Raw genomic sequence first — 15,322 nt, forward strand, 5'->3', positions numbered from 1 at the left:
AGTGTAGGGCCGACGGCGGCGCAGTGGCTGTTTTTTCTTGACTTGGATTTGGCTAAATTGGTCTGACTTTAGGGGGCCATTCTTGCCTGGCGCTAACATTGTTTTAGAATTCCCCTAGACCATCATTGGTTCATAGTCTACTATGTTTATTATCGAACAATAATTTCACGAGAGGAGTCCTCATGCTGTTCTTTAGCGACAACGTATTCGCCGCCACTTGCCTAGGCATAGGCCCCACAGGTCATTGCGTTCAGATCGGAATCGTCGCCCCGGCTCCAGATGACTCCCCCGAACAATAGCCGCAAGACAGGAGATAGAGCCCAACAGTGGATAAGCAATTAGCCGCAATCAAGACAACGCGAGGCAAGCTCGTCTCAACAAGTCGTGGACTCGCCACCATCTTCTTGACTATTTTCATTCTGTACTGCGCTGCTCATGTCGCGGTTTTTCTTTATACGGCTCTATTGCCCGACGGATTTTCTTATCTCGGTCCTTCGACGCTTGCGGGTATCTCGCCTTTCATTATTCCCTCTATATCAGGCGGTTTCACCGTTTTCTTGCTCTGGCGCATTTTCCGTGAAATCGGGTGCAACGCCTCCCCTTTCACGCCATTACGCGTTCGGCAAATCAGAGCGTTAGGTTTCCTCTTTTTAGCTACAGCGATTTGCGGCTTCTTCATTACCCCCGGTGCAGATGTTGGCGCCGTCAATGGGGATGCCCATATGCTCATCGAAAGCGACGCGTCTGCAAGCGATTCGATTCACGTTGACGCAACAAGCTTCATGATCTCTATAGTGTGCTTCGCGCTCTCATTTATTTTTAGCTATGGCGCCACCCTTGAGCAGGAAACCGACGATCTAGTGTAAAATCACGGCCATGAAATACGCAATCCAGCTCGGTAAGCTCATGAAGGAACGCGGTGTGCGCGGCACCGATCTCGTTGAGCTTACCGGGCACACTCCGGCCAATATTTCGCGCTTGCGACAGGGGAAGATCCGCTCGGTGCGGTTCTCCACCCTGTTTGCTATCTGCGATCGCTTGGACTGCGCCCCTGGAGACATCCTCATTCGCATCACCGACGAAGAGGCCGAACATCCCGAGAAGGGCGTCTTCGTGATCAATTTAGAAGACGAAGCTGACAACTAACGCTTCCGCTTCATAACCCTCACCCCAAGGCTTAGTAAAGGCGAAACACCGGGGTCGGTTTCGCGAAACATTGCTCTCCTATTCTAAGGTTGCTCGCCTAGACGAGTCGCCCGCAGCGCCGCGGCAGCCCATCCTCTCTAGGGAGTCGCAACGCGCAGCGACTCGGATGGGCGGGGCATTCCGCACAATGCACAAGGAAAACGCCATGTACGACTTCGACCGACCGCGAAACGCGCCCCGCGAGGGCGACGTGCGCATTCTGGCCGGGTGCGCCATCGCGGCCATCATGGACAAAAGCGGCGCGCGCCACAACGGGAGCGACATCCTGCGCTCCATCGCGCTCATGTACGACCGGTCCAACGGCTTGGGCAGCGACTTCGCGGCCTACGGCATCTACCCGGAGCACGCAGACCTGTACGCCTTCCGCATCATGCACGAGACAGAGGTGGCCCAGCGGGAAACCGAGGCCTATCCAGGCACCTACTTCATGAGCGAGAAATAGGAGCGCATCCTCACCGAGCCGATGGCCGCCATCAAGAACCCGCCGGACACCTGACGCTACTTCGCGGCGGCGAGCTCATCGTACGCGACGGCTGCTTCGGCACTGAGCCCCACGAGCAGGCGAGCGTCGATGAGTTTGTCGCTTTGCGCCCCGCCTCCAGCCGCCCCCATGCGGCCATGTACGCGAGCTAACGTCCGTTCGGCCCCGCACCCACGCAGAAGGGGCCCTGGTGTTGCAACCGGGGCCCCTTCTGTTAGTTCCAGGGGTCTTCCGAGAACAACGGCTCGCGTTCGGCGGGGCGGTCGGAGTAGGGGTCGTAGCCGTCGTCGTCTTCGTTTTCCGCACGGATGAACGGGTCGTTGGCGGGCTTGGAGGCCCGCCGCTCTTCCTGCTGCTTTTTGAGCTGACTCGGCAGCAGCTTCACCACAATGCGGGCGTTCGGATCGCTTTTCGGATCGAGACCCACGGCTACTCCCCCTCCCTGTCGCCGGCGCGGGTGATGTCGTAGGGGGTTGTCTGGTACACGTAGTAGTTCAGCCAGTTGGTATAGAGCAGCTGGGCGTGAGAGAACCAGCTGCTCACCGGCTCGCGCGTCGGATCATCGTCGGGGAAGTAATGGGCCGGCACGGCCATGTCCATGCCCTTGGCGATATCGCGGTCGTACTCGACCGCAAGCGTCTCGCGGTCGTACTCGGGGTGCCCGAACACGAAGAAGTTCTGCGAGTCGGTCGATTTCGCCACATAGACGCCCGCCTCATCGGACACCGCGATAATCTCAAGGTCGGGATGGGCCTCGATGTCGGCGGCCCGCACCTCGGTGAAACGCGAGTGCGGCGCGAAGAACTCATCATCGAACCCGCGCACGAGCGGCGAGGTGCGCTTGACCACCTCATGCGGGAACACGCCGAACATCTTCGCCGGCAGCTCGTACTTGGGCACGCCGTAATGGTAGTAGATGCCCGCCTGGGCGCCCCAGCAGATATGCAGCGTGGAATGCACGTGGGTCTTCGACCATTCCATAATCTCGCACAGCTCCGGCCAGTAGTCCACATCCTCGAATTCGAGCCGTTCCACCGGCGCACCGGTGATGATAAGGCCGTCGAAATGCTGGTCGCGCACCTCATCGAAGGTAGTGTAGAAAGCCTCGAGGTGCTCGGCCGCGGTGTTCTTCGAATCGTGGCTCGCCGTTTGCAGCAGCTCCACTTCCACCTGAATGGGCGTGTTGGAGAGCTTGCGCAGAATCTGCGTCTCAGTGGTGATTTTCGTGGGCATGAGGTTCAGCAGCAACACGCGCAGAGGACGAATGTCCTGGTGCATGGCGCGATGCTCCGTCATGACGAAGATGTTCTCGCTCTCAAGCGCCGCCGTGGCCGGCAGCGCATCGGGAATCCGAATGGGCATGAATCGTTCCTTTCAGCAACGCCGCGGCTATTCGACAGCAGCTAGGGCTTGGTCGATGTCGGCAATGAGGTCGGCGGCGTCCTCAATACCGCAGGAGAGGCGGATGAGGTCGGCGCTAATGCCTGCCGCCTCAAGCTCCGCATCGTTCATCTGGCGGTGGGTGGCGTTGGCCGGATGCAGCACGCAGGTGCGAGCGTCGGCCACGTGGGTGGCAATCTGGGCCAGGCGCAGGTTCTTCATGAACGTCTCGGCCGCCGCGCGACCGCCCGCCACGCCGAAGCTCACCACGCCGCAGGAGCCGTCGGGCAGGTACTTTGCCGCCAGCTCGAACTCGGCGTCACCCGCAAGCGAGGGATGGCGCACCCAGGCCACCTTCGGATGGGCCGCCAGATGCTCAGCGATAGCACGGCCGTTTTCGGCGTGGCGCGCCATGCGCAGATGCAGGCTTTCCAGCCCCAGGTTGATGAGGAACGCGTTCTGCGGCGACTGAATAGAGCCCAGATCGCGCATGAGCTGGGCCGTCGCCTTGGTGATGTAGGCGCCTTGCAGGCCGAAGCGCTCGGTGTACACGACGCCGTGATAGCTCTCGTCGGGCTCGGTGAGGCCCGGGAACTTGTCAGCGTGCGCCGTCCAGTCGAAGCGCCCGGAATCCACGATGACGCCGCCCACGGAGGCGCCGTGGCCGTCCATGTACTTGGTAGTGGAGTGGGTCACAATATCGGCGCCCCACTCGATGGGTCGGCAGAGTACCGGCGTGGGGAACGTGTTGTCCACGATGAGCGGCACGCCGTGGGCGTGAGCCGCCGCCGCGAAGCGCTCGATGTCGAGCACCGCAAGGGCCGGGTTCGCGATGGTCTCGCCGAAGACGCACTTCGTATTCGGGCGGAAGGCCGCCGCCAGCTCCTCGTCGGTGCAGTGCGGGTCCACGAAGGTGCACTCCAGCCCCATGCGGCGCATCGTGTGGGCGAGCAGGTTGTAGGTGCCGCCGTAGATGGCCGACGACGCCACCACGTGATCGCCCGCGCCGGCGATGTTGAACACGGCGAAGAAGTTCGCCGCCTGGCCCGACGAGGTGAGCATGGCAGCCGTGCCGCCTTCCAGCTCGGCGATCTTCGCGGCCACCGCATCGTTGGTAGGGTTCGCCAGGCGCGTGTAGAAGTAGCCCGACTCTTCCAGGTCGAACAGACGGCCCATGTGCTCGCTCGTGTCGTATTTCCAGGTGGTGTTCTGATAAATCGGCACTTGGCGCGGCTCGCCATCGCCGGGCCGCCAGCCGCCCTGTACGCAGGTGGTTCCAATACGCTCGCTCATGAGGGCTCCTTTGCTGTTCTTAACCTTGTTTTATGGCCTGCTCATTATAAGAACCCCTCCGTCGCGCCAAGCCCTCGCATCGGCCATGCGCCATAGGAACTTCTGCCCCACCGCCATCGTCGAGCGCGAAACCCCAGGCAGATTTAACGAATCGGCGCGAGCCCTACTTTCCACGCACGGCGTCCGACGGATGGATCGTCATGGACTGGAAACGGTCGGCCATGTAGGTGTCGTTGAACTCGTGGTCGTAGAACTGCTGGATGGGGGTATCCACCGGATCGCCCGAGAGGCGCTCGTACCAGCAATCGAGGGACTGCAGCGTCATAACGGCATCCACCAAAATGAAGCACGCCGCCACGGTGGTGAGCACGTAGCGCCAGTTCCAAGGGATGAAGTTCACCACGCGCAGCATGAAGGGCAAAAGCAGCTTGATCCACACCACGCCGAGCAGGCCCCAGCAACCCATGAACGGCAAACTCGTGCGCCCGCCGAACAGCGAGCCGGGCATGTTGGAGTAGTCCCAAGCCACCGCGCCGAACGCGTATTGCATGAACAGGCTGGTCAAGGCTTCGAAGGCGCCGCCGATAACCGCCGCCACCAAGAAGATGATGAGCCAGTTGCTCTTATGGAAGCGGTTCAAAAACAGCGTCATGAGCACGGCGCCGCAACCGTAGATGGGCGAGAACGGCCCGAACAAAAGTCCTGCGCGGTCTTGCCACTGACCCGGCACCACGAACAGGAAATGCACAATCTCTTCCATGAACAGGCCAAGGATGCTGGCCACCACGAAAATCCAGAACAGGTTGAAGAAGTTCAGCGTGATGTAGCCTTTGCCCGACGGGTCGCGGCCGAGCGTGCCCGCCTCGCCTTCCTTGCGCTCCTCGGCCTCGCGCGCCTTGCGGTGGGCGCGGCGCTCTTCCAGAAGCGTGGGGTCCAGATAGCTCTGCAACGCAATGGTGATGATAAGCACCACCAGGTAGAAGACGAGGTCGTAGCTGATTCCGTCGAGCATGATGGAGCACAGGCCTCCCGCAACGATGAGCACGTACAGCGCATAGGACATAAGCGCCGCCCAGCGCCGCTGGTTGCGAATGAGGCGCACACCGAACACGATAAAGGTGATGGCCAAGGCGACCAGCACCGCCAAATGCAGGAAGTTCACCACAATCGTGGAGGTGCCCTCGCCGGTCATGCCGCCGGAGCCGAACAGCGCGACGGCGTGATAGATAGATTTGGCAATGCCCGGAAGCGCAGCCCCCGAGCCCACGATGAGCAGCACGCCGAACGCGCGCAGCACCACTGGCAGGCGCTTCTCGTCAGCGGGGCTTGTGAACTCAGCGGCAATGGTGGCTGCGGTGGCATCGAGGGCGTGCTTTTTCTCGGCCACAACCTGTTTGGCATCGGCCACGATGACGCTGGGGTGCTCCACCGCATGGGCGACCTCGAGCGTCTCGTCGGCCACGTGCGCGAGCTTTTCTTCGGCCGCTTCGGCAACGCGCTCGGGATGGCGCGCATCATCGGCCGCCTGGCGGAGTTTCTCCTTGTCGCGCTCAAGGTCGGCCGCAAGCTCGGCACCGTCGTTGTGCAACTGATCGCGCCACTCGCGGCCCGTCTCGGCGATATCGGCCCTCTCGTATTCCACGGCTTTTTTAAGGTCGTCCCCAACACGGTGCTCAATATCGCGCAGGCGGCCATCGTCGCGGCCGTGGCCATCGTCGTGGCGCTCCGCTTCAGCCGGCTTTGGCGTTTTGGCGCGCTCGTAGTGTTTCTCCTCGCCCATGACCGGCCTCCTTTCTCACAAAATGCCTTGATTCCAGCATTCAGTATAGAAAGGCGGCAGGGCTATTCCTGACCATTTGACGCAACGTCTGCCAACCCGATAATCCCCTGTTATGCAGCGGTTGAATGCCCGCCGCCAGAAGCCGCGCAGCCCCGGCATCGGCAGCCGCAGAACCCCCGCCGCCAGAAGCCGCGCAGCCCCTATCCCCAGCAGGCAATGAGCATGGCGATGGCCACGAAAACGATAGCCAACCCCATGACGGCCATGATGTCGCTGATTTTGTTCACGGTACTCTCCTCGCGCCAAGCGAACTCTCTACCTGTTAGACGTTTCAGCGCCCGGTTTTGTTGCGCGCGCGGCCGCGATTTCACGAAACCGGCACGTCTTCCGACAGCTCACCCGAAACAATCGCATCGACGTAGGCATTGCGCACGCCCACTTGCGCGGCATCGTGGGCATTGGCGAGCTTCAGGGCAACCACCCTGAACGGATCGTAGTCAAGATAGGCGATCTCCATATCCGAAAGGTCAGCGGTATCGATGCCGTCTTCTGCAGAAAAGCTGTTACGGTAAACGAGGAACGGGTAGCGAACGATGCGCGCCTCGCCGGGCATCAGCGACGCATACTCTCCCTGGAGAGCAATCGCTCCGTCGCCGGCATCTGATGGATAGAGGGCTGCCTGCGCGTAAGGGTCGGGCAGCATGCCGCCGTCCAGCATATCCTGCGGGCTCGCAAAGGCGCTGCCGCGCAACACGGGCACCGGGGGCACCAAAGGCTCCGTGCTCAGATTGGCGAGCTCGACATCAATCACCACCACGCGCACGTCCTCTTCGGCATAAAGCTCCTCTGATTGATTCGTTTGGAAATAGAGAGGGTACCACTCCGTGAACGCCTCCTCGGACACCATGCTGCACCCAACGACGCGAGCCGAAAAGGGCGCTATCTCATAATCCCAGCCCTCGTCTTCGGTATACGCGCGTTTCGCGTCTTCGCTCATTGCCTCCCACTGCTCTTGCAAGCTGGGACTGGTGTCAAAGTCGTATTTCGCGCCCGCCGTAAGGTCGTCAAGCACGGCCGTATCACCGTAGGGCACCTCTTCGACTTGCTCGATGGCAACGTGCGGGGCGAAGCCCGACGCCATGCCCCTCGGCGTCGGGGTTTTCAGCGAAGCGCTCTCCGGTTGCGCGATGAAATGCGGAATCATCCAGCAGAAAGCGAGTATGAGCACCGCGATTGCCGCGATGCCGGCCGCCGTGCGCGCAAAGCGGTTCGGCACCCGACTCGTTGCCTCTGCGACAGTTTCGAACTCTTCCATAGCGCACCCCTTACCTTGCTGCCGAACGTGGTTTGCGAGCCCAACGCTAACACGGCCCCACGCTTGCGGGCAATGGTGATGTTTTTCACCCTGGGGCTTGTCAGCCTGATGCGATAAAGTAAAGCCACTCTCTTTGGAAAGGATGTCCCCCGTGATTCCTCTCGGCAGTTTCATCGTCGTCCTATGCGCCCTTGCGAGCTTAGGGGCAGCTTGCCTTGCCATTGGCGAGGCGTGCTTCAGCCGGCAAAACGACAGTGTCAGCATGCGCATCGCCCTTTTCTGGGCGGCTGCTTGCGCGACGCTCGTCATCGCCCTTCCGTCGCTGGACAGCTTTCAAGCCTCGCCGGTTGCCGCCGTCGCGTCGGCGGCAACGCTTCTTGCCGCCTTTTGCGGCAGCTTCTTCCTCGGCCGGCGATGGCGCGAGAACGCCATGCAGCGCGAGGCTGCGCGCCTGCACCGAACCGCGAACAGCGAGCTGGCGGACCCCGCCTCAACCGAGCCGGACTACGAGGCGCTGTGCGCCAAGGCTGCCCGCACCTACGACCTCACCCGTCGCGAAGAGGACGTACTGCGCCTGCTCATCGAAGGCCGCACGGCACCGCAAATCGCCGAGGAACTCGTCGTCTCGCCCAACACCGTGAAGACCCACGTGCGCAACCTCTACCGGAAGCTCGGCATCAACCGCCGCGCCGACCTCACCTGCCGCCTCGGAGCGAGCGGCTAGTCGCCATAGGGAATAACCCCCGTGAAGGGATAGGAGCCGTCGGTGGCGATGAGAAGATAGTTGTCGGCGCCGCCGAATTCCTCGTCGGAGGCGTCGATAACGTACACGTTGGCAAAGCGCTCGCGCAAACGTTCCACCTGGGCGAAGAGACGATACATGGCATCCCCCGCGTACTCCGCGACGCAGTTGGCCATGAGCAGCCCGCCCGACGCGAGGCGGCGTTTGGCGGCGGCTATGCCTTCGTCGCTCGCGAAGAACGGGACGGCATTGCGCCCGACGAAGGCATCGATGATGATGGCGTCGTAGCAGGTACCACAGCCGGCCTTCTGGCGGGAAACCTCCGAATGCGAGGCCGAGCCGCCGTCCACTTCGCCGGCAAGAAAGCACTCGCCGTCTTCCACAAAGATGCGCAAATCGCCAGCTCTTCCCTCTTCGGCAAGCTGCGCCTCTAGACGGTCGAGGAAGAAATGCCCGTGCGCCAGCTCCACCATAGCCGGGTCAATTTCCACGACATCGAGCTTAACGCCCGGGTGGTTCACAAGCAGCTGCTTGGGATAGGCGAAGCCCGCGCCGCCAATCATGAGCACGTGCCCGACGGCCAACAAATCGGCCTCAAACATATGGTCGAAGGAACGCAGGTACGCAAAAGGGCACGTCGCCCAGCGCTCGTCCAAGTACGTCGCCGACTGCAGCACCCCGCCCACATTCAGCATGCGCACATACGACCCGTCCTCCGCCGGCATCGCATACACCGTCGCCTCCCCGAACATCGTGGGAAAGCGTCGCTTTTGCGATTCGCGTCCCGCAATCTTGCCCAACCAGTCAGATAGCAATAATCAACCTTTTTGAATTCGAGAATCGTTCATTTTGCTTGCGTCTTCAATGCCATAGCTTTTAGCATAGCACTCGTCGAGCCTTTCTGGTGCCCGTCTTTTTGAAAGAGGCGACCTCGGAACATGAACGAATGAGAAGCGCAGATTTACCACCAAGGCATATCCTGGATATCGGGACTAGCGTAGAAGTCGATGGCGTACGGCATATCGTCGTTTAAAGGGTCGCCGTCGTTGAGGTTGCCGTTTTCGATCCACAGCTCATGGCGCAGCACGGTGCCTCCGGCTTCTTCGATTTCCTCATTCGCTCGGGCAGAAAGCGTATCGCAGCTACCCGGTTGGTTGAATATGCTGTCGGCGCCAAGCTGTGCAATCAAATCGTGATCCCCGGCAAGCGCAATGACGCGATCGTGGTGCTCGCTGTCCAGAAAAAGACGCAACTGCTTCTCCTCGCCATTCAACGTGTATACGATGCGATTGTAATTCGGATTATCGGTCGGGCCGCCCAAGGCTCCCGGCGCGAAATGCTGAGATGGCAGCCATGTCACGAGGACGAGCACGCAGACGACAGCGGCGCCTATGAGCATCCAGCGAAGCGCACTCGTGATTCGGTCAGTCCGCTGCGTCTCGTGGGTGACTCGCTCATCCAAAAGCGATGCTTTCCAAGATAGGTCTTCTGGAAGTTGAGCGGCCTCCGCAGAACCCAGCCCCAAGAGCTCGTTGGGGGTAACACCGAAAGCATCCGCCAATGCGACAAGAGCTTCCGCGTCGGGTATCGAAGTGCCACGCTCCCACTTCGAGACGGTCTGGCGCACGACGTGCACGCGCTCGGCCAAATCGTCTTGGCTGAGACCGTTTTCCATCCGCAGCTTCTTGATGTTGTCCTTAAGCATGCCGCCAGCCTTCCGCAAAGTCGCACTTCCCACTTCACCCTAACAGCAAGCCCAAAACAGCACAAGCAACGATGTTTAACAGAGAGACACTGAGCAGGCCTAACGTCGCTTCAGATGCAAAAGTGTTCCGAACGAGGAACACGTTTTATAGGCAAGCGCCCGCCGGGAAGACGGGCGCTTGGGGAGGACTCCTTGTCTACAGGGCCGCTGAGGCGATGCAGCCAGCGAGGGCGAACACGGCGATAGCAAGGAGAGCGGCGGCGCAAAGTGCGGTAATCATCATGGGCTCCTTTCCCTGAGGGATTTCGCATCCCTTCAATTCGATGAGTCTATGATGGCAGGCGCGACTTACGTCGCCGTTGCACGCATCTTACAGTTTTGTCGCTTAGGCCCAGGGCAGCCAGAGCAGTCTTTCGCGCCCGCGGCGGGCGTCCGCTACTCGTTTAGGCGTCGGCTTTGGCGAGAAACTCGTCCGAATCGAGGTCTTCCCAGCTGGAAAGCAGGAAGTCCGCACGCTCGATGAGCTCTTCGCGAGTGCCGGAGATGTCGTTGTCGTAGATGGCACCGGCACGGTAGCCGGCACCGCGCAGGGTATCCAGCGCGTAGGCGGCGTCTTCAAAGCCCCAGGTGTGAGCCCGGTCAGTGCCGAGGAAGCTGCGAGCATGGTCGTAAATGGCCGGCTCGCGCTTGCTCGTCTGCAGGTCATCCACCGACACGACGGCCTTCATATACGGCGCGAACCCGCAGCGCTCCACGCATATAGCCAGCATATCGGCCGGCGTGGAGGAAGCCACCGCCATGGGCACACCTTGCTCGTGCAGCGCCCGCACGAATTCCAGGGCGCCGGGACGTGCCTCCACTTCGTTGGCATAGAAGGCGCGCATGCGCTCGAAGATCATGCCCAGCACTTCCTCGCTGCTGTTCCCCAAGCCGCACTGCTCATGCAGGTACGCGCTGGCCTCGGGCAGCGACATGGTGGTAATGGCATCGGCGTCGGCCTCGGTGATTTCGATGCCCGCCTCAGCCGCCAGCGTGCGGTCCACGTCATGCCACGCGCCCATGGAATCCACGAGCGTCCCATCGCAATCGAAGATAACACCGATATTATCTGCCACAACCTGCTCCTTCCAACAAAACGGGCGGGGTCAGCCCCCGCCCTAGCAATTTCCAACAAGCGGCTTTCCCGCGCTCCCCTACTCCTCGACGCGGATGACCGAGGGGGTGTCCAGCACCACGTTGTCCAGCGCGAGGGCCTCTTCCAGCGCCTCGCGGATGTCGCGCTCGCGGCAGCGGTGGGTGACCACCACCTGGTCCACACGCTCGGCGCCCGAACGGCCGCGCTGCACGATGGACTTCACCGAGATGTTGTGACGCGCGAACACGCCCGCCATGGTTTCCAAAACGCCGGGACGGTCGGTCACCGAGAAGCGCAGATAGTAGCGCATGACCAGCTCGTCCATGGGCAGGATGGGCAGCTCGTCAGTGCAGGTGCAGCCCACAATGGGAGCCACGCCCTGCTGAATGTGGCGGGCCACCTCCAGCACGTCGCCCATGACAGCGCTGGCCGCGGCACCGGCGCCGGCACCCTCGCCGAAGAACATGGTCTCGCCCACGAAATCGCCCACCACGTAGATGGCGTTGAACACGCCGTTCACTGTGGCCAGCTGGTGGTCGGTCGGAATCATGGTGGGGTGCACGCGCACGTCCACCCCGCCCTCGCGACGATGGGCGATGGCCAGAAGCTTGATGACGTAGCCCATGTCGCGGGCCGCCTCGATATCCACCGGCGAGATGTTCGTGATGCCGTCGGTGTACACGTCATCCAAGGTCACGCGCGAGTTGAAGGCGATGGAGGCCAGAATGGCGATCTTCGCAGCCGCATCGAACCCGCCCACATCAGCGGTGGGGTCGGCCTCAGCGAAGCCCTTGGCCTGGGCCTCGGCCAGCGCGTCCTCGTAGGACAGGCCGTTGTCGGCCATGCGCGTGAGCATGTAGTTGGTGGTACCGTTCACGATGCCCATGACCGAGGTAATCTCGTTGGCGATGAGCGAGTGCTTCAGCGGGTCGATGATGGGAATGCCGCCGCCCACGCTGGCTTCGAAGGCCAGCTCCTTGCCGGCGGCCTCGGCGGCGTCCATGACCTCCTTGCCATAGGTGGCCATGAGCGCCTTGTTAGCCGTGACCACGTTCTTGCCCGCGGCCAGCGCGTTCAGCACCACGGTGCGGGCGATGGTGGTGCCGCCGATGAGCTCCACCACGATGTCGATCTCGGGATCATTGATGATGTTGTTGAAGTTGTCGGTGAACAGATGCCCCACGCCGTGGGCCTCGGCCTCGGCCGGCGTCAGCGAGCACACGCGCGCCAGCTCGATGTCGATGCCGAAGTGGCGAAGGAAGTCGTCCTTATGCTTCTGGATGATATCGATGCAGCCGCCGCCAACAGTGCCGGTGCCCACCAAGCCGATCTTCACTGCCATAGTACGTCCTCTCGGGATTCGCGAAACGTCTTTAAGATTGGACGATTATAAAGGCAACGGCGTCCTTTTTGCTGCGCCCCCATGGGGAAGGGCGCGAACCAGCCAGTTCGCGGAACCCGCAGCCGCAAACGGGGAGCCATCGAAGCGCAGAGTGCGGCAGACGCAATTGGAGAGCCAACACTTCGGGGGCATTCTCCTGGCGCTGGACCGGCCATCCGCAGCGGAAGCGCGGTCGCCCCGGCGCGGGGGCGGCATCTGAAGCTGGGACGCGGTCGTCCTGGCGCAGGGGCCGCCATCTGGCGCTGGGCGGCCATCTGGAGCTGGGCGGGTCGTCCTGACGCTGGGGCACGATCTCTTTGGGCGCAGGGCTGGCTGCTCCAGGCAGAACGCGCAGCCGTTTCCCACGCCGCCTCGTCGCAAATAGTCCAAATCCCTCAAATTTGCCACGCGGAAACTCAAACAGGACAAATATGACCGATATGGACAGCGACCAGCGACCCTCTCCGGCTTTTCACCAGCGTTTTCCCAGGTCGCAAGTATCAGGCTCTCAAGCAAAAGAGCGTATTTTGTCCAAACCCCGCATATTTGCCACGTTTTTCCCAGAGGCTGCCAAAAATATGCGGTTTGGACAACCGGCAGTGCACGAAAACAACGCCCGAGGCGACAACCAGAAGACAATACGGGCCTGGACAACTGGCAACGCCCGAGGATGGCGCACGAGGACGACGCCCGAGGTGACGACCAGAAGACGGTACGGGCTTGGACGGCCAGCAGCGCGCGAGGATAGCGCCGACATGCGTGTGCCATCCTCGCTCTTTCTTTTACCGCTCTCGGAAGGGGAAGCGCACAACGGGATAAGAGCTGCCCCCCTCCTGTGCTGGAAGCTGGCTAGGCGAAGAGCTCCTTCTCCACCACCAGCTCGTTCTTGATGTGGCCGACAAGTTTCTGCAACGCGTCAATGCAGTTGGGGCGGATGTCGGCGCCGATGAGCACGTACATGAGCGAATCGCCCACCTCGCAACGACCCTCGTTCAGCCACGTGCGCACGTAATAGACGCCCGGCCAGGTGAGCGCCTCGGCCTCGGCCGCAGCCAGACCCTCGGCATCGTAGGAAAACTCCACGGCCACCACATCGCCGAGGCCTTCCACGCCCTCGCGCACCTGGGCTTTCGGCGTGATGCGCACGACGCCGTTATGGGTAAGGAACATGCCGCACTGGGCCGCCGCAGGATCCGCCTTGGCCTCATGCAGCCACTGATCGACAGAAGGTTCGGTCTTTGCCATAGGTTAGCCTTTCTCCCGCGCGCCGCCTGCGCACCGGCCGGCGAGCGCCCATTTATCTTACGTTGAGAATAATAGCACGACTCCCTCGATCGCTTCGCCACATTCCGCTTTTCCAAATTCACCCCGCCGCCCGCCCCCATTTCTCTTAAGCCGATTTAACGGGTCAGACATATTTCGCACGTCGCGTTGCTGCTATCATAGGCCCACTCATTGACGACCCGTCGGCGCCAAAGCGCCTCTTGAGATACGAGAAAGGAAGCGGAAATGTCCCTGCCTGCCTCCGACTTGACCAAAAAGCCCGACATGCGCACCACCATGGAGCTGGGCGCCGTGCTGCCCGAGACCGCCGAGGTGCGCGACGACCACCTGTTCATCGGCGGCGTCGATATGGTGGAGCTGGCCCGCGAGCAAGGCACTGCGCTCTACGTGTTCGACGAGGCCGACCTGCGCCACCGCATGGAGGCCTACCGCGAGTCCTTCCGCAGCCGCTACGAGAACTCCGACATCATCTACGCGTCGAAAGCCTTTTTGAACAAGGAAGTGCTGCGCATCGCCGAGGCCGAGGGGCTGTGCCTGGACGTGTCCGGCGGCGGCGAGCTGGCCTGCGCACGCGCGGTTGACTTCCCCATGGAGCGCGTGTTCGTGCACGGCAACAACAAAACGCCCCGCGAGCTGGAGGAGGCCATCTCCGCCGGCGTGGGCCGCATCGTGCTGGATTCCCGTATCGAGCTGGCGCGCGTGAACGAGATTGCCGGGCGCCTCGGCGTGGTGCAGGATGTGTACATGCGCATCACCCCCGGCGTGGAGGCCGACACCCACGAGTACATCCGCACCGGCTGCGAAGATTCGAAGTTCGGCTTCACCATGCGCGAGGACTTCGCCTTCAAGTGCGTCGCCGACGTGCTGGCCGCCGAAAACGTGCGCCTGGTGGGCCTGCACTGCCACATCGGGTCGCAGATTTTCGCACTGCACTCCTTCCGCGAGGCGGCGGCGGTCATGGTGGAGTTCATGGCCCGCATCCGCGACACCTACGGCCACGAGATTACCGAGCTCGACCTGGGCGGCGGCTTGGGCATCGCCTATTTGGCCGAGCACCAGCCCTCCTCCATCGACGACTTCGCTGAGGTCTCCTGCTCGGCCGTGCGCGATTTGTGCGCGCTGCACAACCTGCCGCTGCCTCGCCTGCTCGTAGAGCCGGGCCGCAGCCTGGTGGCCCCGGCCGGCGTGACGCTGTATACCGTGGGCATCCTGAAGACGCTGCCCGGCATCCGCAAGTACGTGGCAGTAGATGGCGGGATGTCCGACAACATCCGCACGGCACTCTACCACGCCGACTACGAGCCCACCATTGCCAACAAGGCCGGTCAGCCGCGCTGCGAGATTGTCACGCTGTGCGGCAAACACTGCGAAAGCGGCGACGCCGTGGTAGTGGACATGCCCCTACAGAAGGCCGATTTGGGCGACATCGTGTGCGTGTTCGGCACCGGCGCCTACAACATGACCATGGCCTCGAACTACAACGGCCAGCCGCGCCCGGCCGTAGTGTTCGTGCGCGATGGGGAAGCCCACGTGGTCACCCGTCGTGAGACGTACGAGGACCTTTACCAGCGCGATATCTAAGACGCACGGCTCACGTACTTGCACGGGCGGTCCTCAGCG

The 15,322-nt window shown here is 61.8% G+C and carries 15 protein-coding genes; 5 read left to right on the forward strand and 10 right to left on the reverse strand.

Annotated features, from left to right (window positions below):
* Positions 1–326 precede the first annotated feature (326 nt).
* The 3 genes from VJ923_RS11525 (at position 327) to VJ923_RS11535 (ending at position 1,648) form a co-directional block, all read left to right on the forward strand.
* The gene (locus VJ923_RS11525) at positions 327–866 is read left to right on the forward strand and encodes a hypothetical protein (protein ID WP_326441621.1); all 540 of its coding nucleotides are present in this window, start codon (positions 327–329) and stop codon (positions 864–866) included.
* A 40-nt stretch (positions 867–906) separates the two neighbouring features.
* On the forward strand, positions 907–1,146 hold the full coding sequence (locus VJ923_RS11530; protein WP_326441704.1) for a helix-turn-helix domain-containing protein: 240 nt from the start codon (positions 907–909) through the stop codon (positions 1,144–1,146).
* A gap of 205 nt (positions 1,147–1,351) precedes the next feature.
* Positions 1,352–1,648 carry a hypothetical protein gene (locus VJ923_RS11535; RefSeq protein ID WP_326441622.1) on the forward strand — a complete coding sequence of 99 codons (297 nt, stop codon included), beginning with the start codon at positions 1,352–1,354 and terminating at the stop codon, positions 1,646–1,648.
* Positions 1,649–1,901: 253 nt separating this feature from the next.
* Here VJ923_RS11535 and VJ923_RS11540 read toward each other — a convergent pair whose 3' ends face one another.
* From VJ923_RS11540 to VJ923_RS11560, 5 genes are all read right to left on the reverse strand, one after another.
* Positions 1,902–2,114, reverse strand: a complete 213-nt coding sequence (locus VJ923_RS11540; protein WP_326441624.1) for a hypothetical protein — start codon at positions 2,112–2,114, stop codon at positions 1,902–1,904.
* Positions 2,115–2,116: 2 nt separating this feature from the next.
* Positions 2,117–3,049, reverse strand: a complete 933-nt coding sequence (gene metA / locus VJ923_RS11545) for a homoserine O-acetyltransferase MetA (protein WP_326441626.1) — start codon at positions 3,047–3,049, stop codon at positions 2,117–2,119.
* 27 nt (positions 3,050–3,076) lie between these two features.
* Entirely contained in the window at positions 3,077–4,360 is a 1,284-nt protein-coding gene (locus tag VJ923_RS11550) for an O-acetylhomoserine aminocarboxypropyltransferase/cysteine synthase family protein (RefSeq protein WP_326441628.1), read from the reverse strand.
* A 163-nt stretch (positions 4,361–4,523) separates the two neighbouring features.
* Positions 4,524–6,140 (reverse strand): putative ABC transporter permease, encoded by a 1,617-nt coding sequence (locus VJ923_RS11555; protein ID WP_326441630.1) that lies wholly within the window; start codon positions 6,138–6,140, stop codon positions 4,524–4,526.
* Positions 6,141–6,507: 367 nt separating this feature from the next.
* Positions 6,508–7,455, reverse strand: coding sequence for a hypothetical protein (locus VJ923_RS11560; RefSeq protein WP_326441632.1), 948 nt, complete (start codon positions 7,453–7,455; stop codon positions 6,508–6,510).
* Positions 7,456–7,717: 262 nt separating this feature from the next.
* Between VJ923_RS11560 and VJ923_RS11565 the strand changes: the two genes are divergently transcribed.
* Entirely contained in the window at positions 7,718–8,179 is a 462-nt protein-coding gene (locus VJ923_RS11565; protein WP_326441634.1) for a response regulator transcription factor, read from the forward strand.
* Here the strand turns inward: VJ923_RS11565 and VJ923_RS11570 are convergent.
* From VJ923_RS11570 to VJ923_RS11590, 5 genes are all read right to left on the reverse strand, one after another.
* The gene (locus VJ923_RS11570; RefSeq protein WP_326441636.1) at positions 8,176–8,949 is read right to left on the reverse strand and encodes a spermidine synthase; all 774 of its coding nucleotides are present in this window, start codon (positions 8,947–8,949) and stop codon (positions 8,176–8,178) included. The two genes, VJ923_RS11565 and VJ923_RS11570, sit on opposite strands and share 4 nt — an antisense overlap.
* Positions 8,950–9,158: 209 nt before the next feature.
* On the reverse strand, positions 9,159–9,902 hold the full coding sequence (locus VJ923_RS11575) for a helix-turn-helix transcriptional regulator (RefSeq protein ID WP_326441638.1): 744 nt from the start codon (positions 9,900–9,902) through the stop codon (positions 9,159–9,161).
* Between the two features lie 443 nt (positions 9,903–10,345).
* A complete protein-coding gene (locus VJ923_RS11580; RefSeq protein WP_326441640.1) occupies positions 10,346–11,017 on the reverse strand; it encodes an HAD family hydrolase in 672 nt (223 codons plus the stop codon).
* Positions 11,018–11,095: 78 nt separating this feature from the next.
* Positions 11,096–12,379: a homoserine dehydrogenase gene (locus VJ923_RS11585; RefSeq protein ID WP_326441642.1), complete on the reverse strand. Its 1,284-nt coding sequence runs from the start codon at positions 12,377–12,379 to the stop codon at positions 11,096–11,098.
* Positions 12,380–13,267: 888 nt separating this feature from the next.
* Complete coding sequence (locus VJ923_RS11590; RefSeq protein WP_326441644.1) at positions 13,268–13,663, reverse strand: molybdenum cofactor biosynthesis protein MoaE; 396 nt, start codon at positions 13,661–13,663, stop codon at positions 13,268–13,270.
* Positions 13,664–13,927: 264 nt separating this feature from the next.
* On the opposite strand from VJ923_RS11590, the gene lysA reads away from it, so the two are divergent.
* Positions 13,928–15,283, forward strand: coding sequence for a diaminopimelate decarboxylase (gene lysA, locus VJ923_RS11595; RefSeq protein WP_326441646.1), 1,356 nt, complete (start codon positions 13,928–13,930; stop codon positions 15,281–15,283).
* Positions 15,284–15,322: the final 39 nt, after the last annotated feature.

The organism is Adlercreutzia shanghongiae, assembly GCF_035830635.1.
In the GTDB taxonomy this organism is placed as follows: Bacteria; Actinomycetota; Coriobacteriia; order Coriobacteriales; family Eggerthellaceae; genus Adlercreutzia; species Adlercreutzia shanghongiae.

Excerpts from the sequence above, each read along its gene's own strand:
- VJ923_RS11550 (WP_326441628.1), bottom strand. The coding sequence starts at position 4,360 with ATGAGCGAGCGTATTGGAACCACCTGCGTACAGGGCGGCTGGCGGCCC.
- VJ923_RS11590 (WP_326441644.1), bottom strand. The coding sequence starts at position 13,663 with ATGGCAAAGACCGAACCTTCTGTCGATCAGTGGCTGCATGAGGCCAAG.
- VJ923_RS11575 (WP_326441638.1), bottom strand. The coding sequence starts at position 9,902 with ATGCTTAAGGACAACATCAAGAAGCTGCGGATGGAAAACGGTCTCAGC.
- lysA (WP_326441646.1), top strand. The coding sequence starts at position 13,928 with ATGTCCCTGCCTGCCTCCGACTTGACCAAAAAGCCCGACATGCGCACC.
- VJ923_RS11570 (WP_326441636.1), bottom strand. The coding sequence starts at position 8,949 with ATGTTCGGGGAGGCGACGGTGTATGCGATGCCGGCGGAGGACGGGTCG.
- VJ923_RS11560 (WP_326441632.1), bottom strand. The coding sequence starts at position 7,455 with ATGGAAGAGTTCGAAACTGTCGCAGAGGCAACGAGTCGGGTGCCGAAC.
- VJ923_RS11555 (WP_326441630.1), bottom strand. The coding sequence starts at position 6,140 with ATGGGCGAGGAGAAACACTACGAGCGCGCCAAAACGCCAAAGCCGGCT.
- VJ923_RS11530 (WP_326441704.1), top strand. The coding sequence starts at position 907 with ATGAAGGAACGCGGTGTGCGCGGCACCGATCTCGTTGAGCTTACCGGG.
- metA (WP_326441626.1), bottom strand. The coding sequence starts at position 3,049 with ATGCCCATTCGGATTCCCGATGCGCTGCCGGCCACGGCGGCGCTTGAG.
- VJ923_RS11535 (WP_326441622.1), top strand. The coding sequence starts at position 1,352 with ATGTACGACTTCGACCGACCGCGAAACGCGCCCCGCGAGGGCGACGTG.
- VJ923_RS11585 (WP_326441642.1), bottom strand. The coding sequence starts at position 12,379 with ATGGCAGTGAAGATCGGCTTGGTGGGCACCGGCACTGTTGGCGGCGGC.
- VJ923_RS11565 (WP_326441634.1), top strand. The coding sequence starts at position 7,718 with ATGCGCATCGCCCTTTTCTGGGCGGCTGCTTGCGCGACGCTCGTCATC.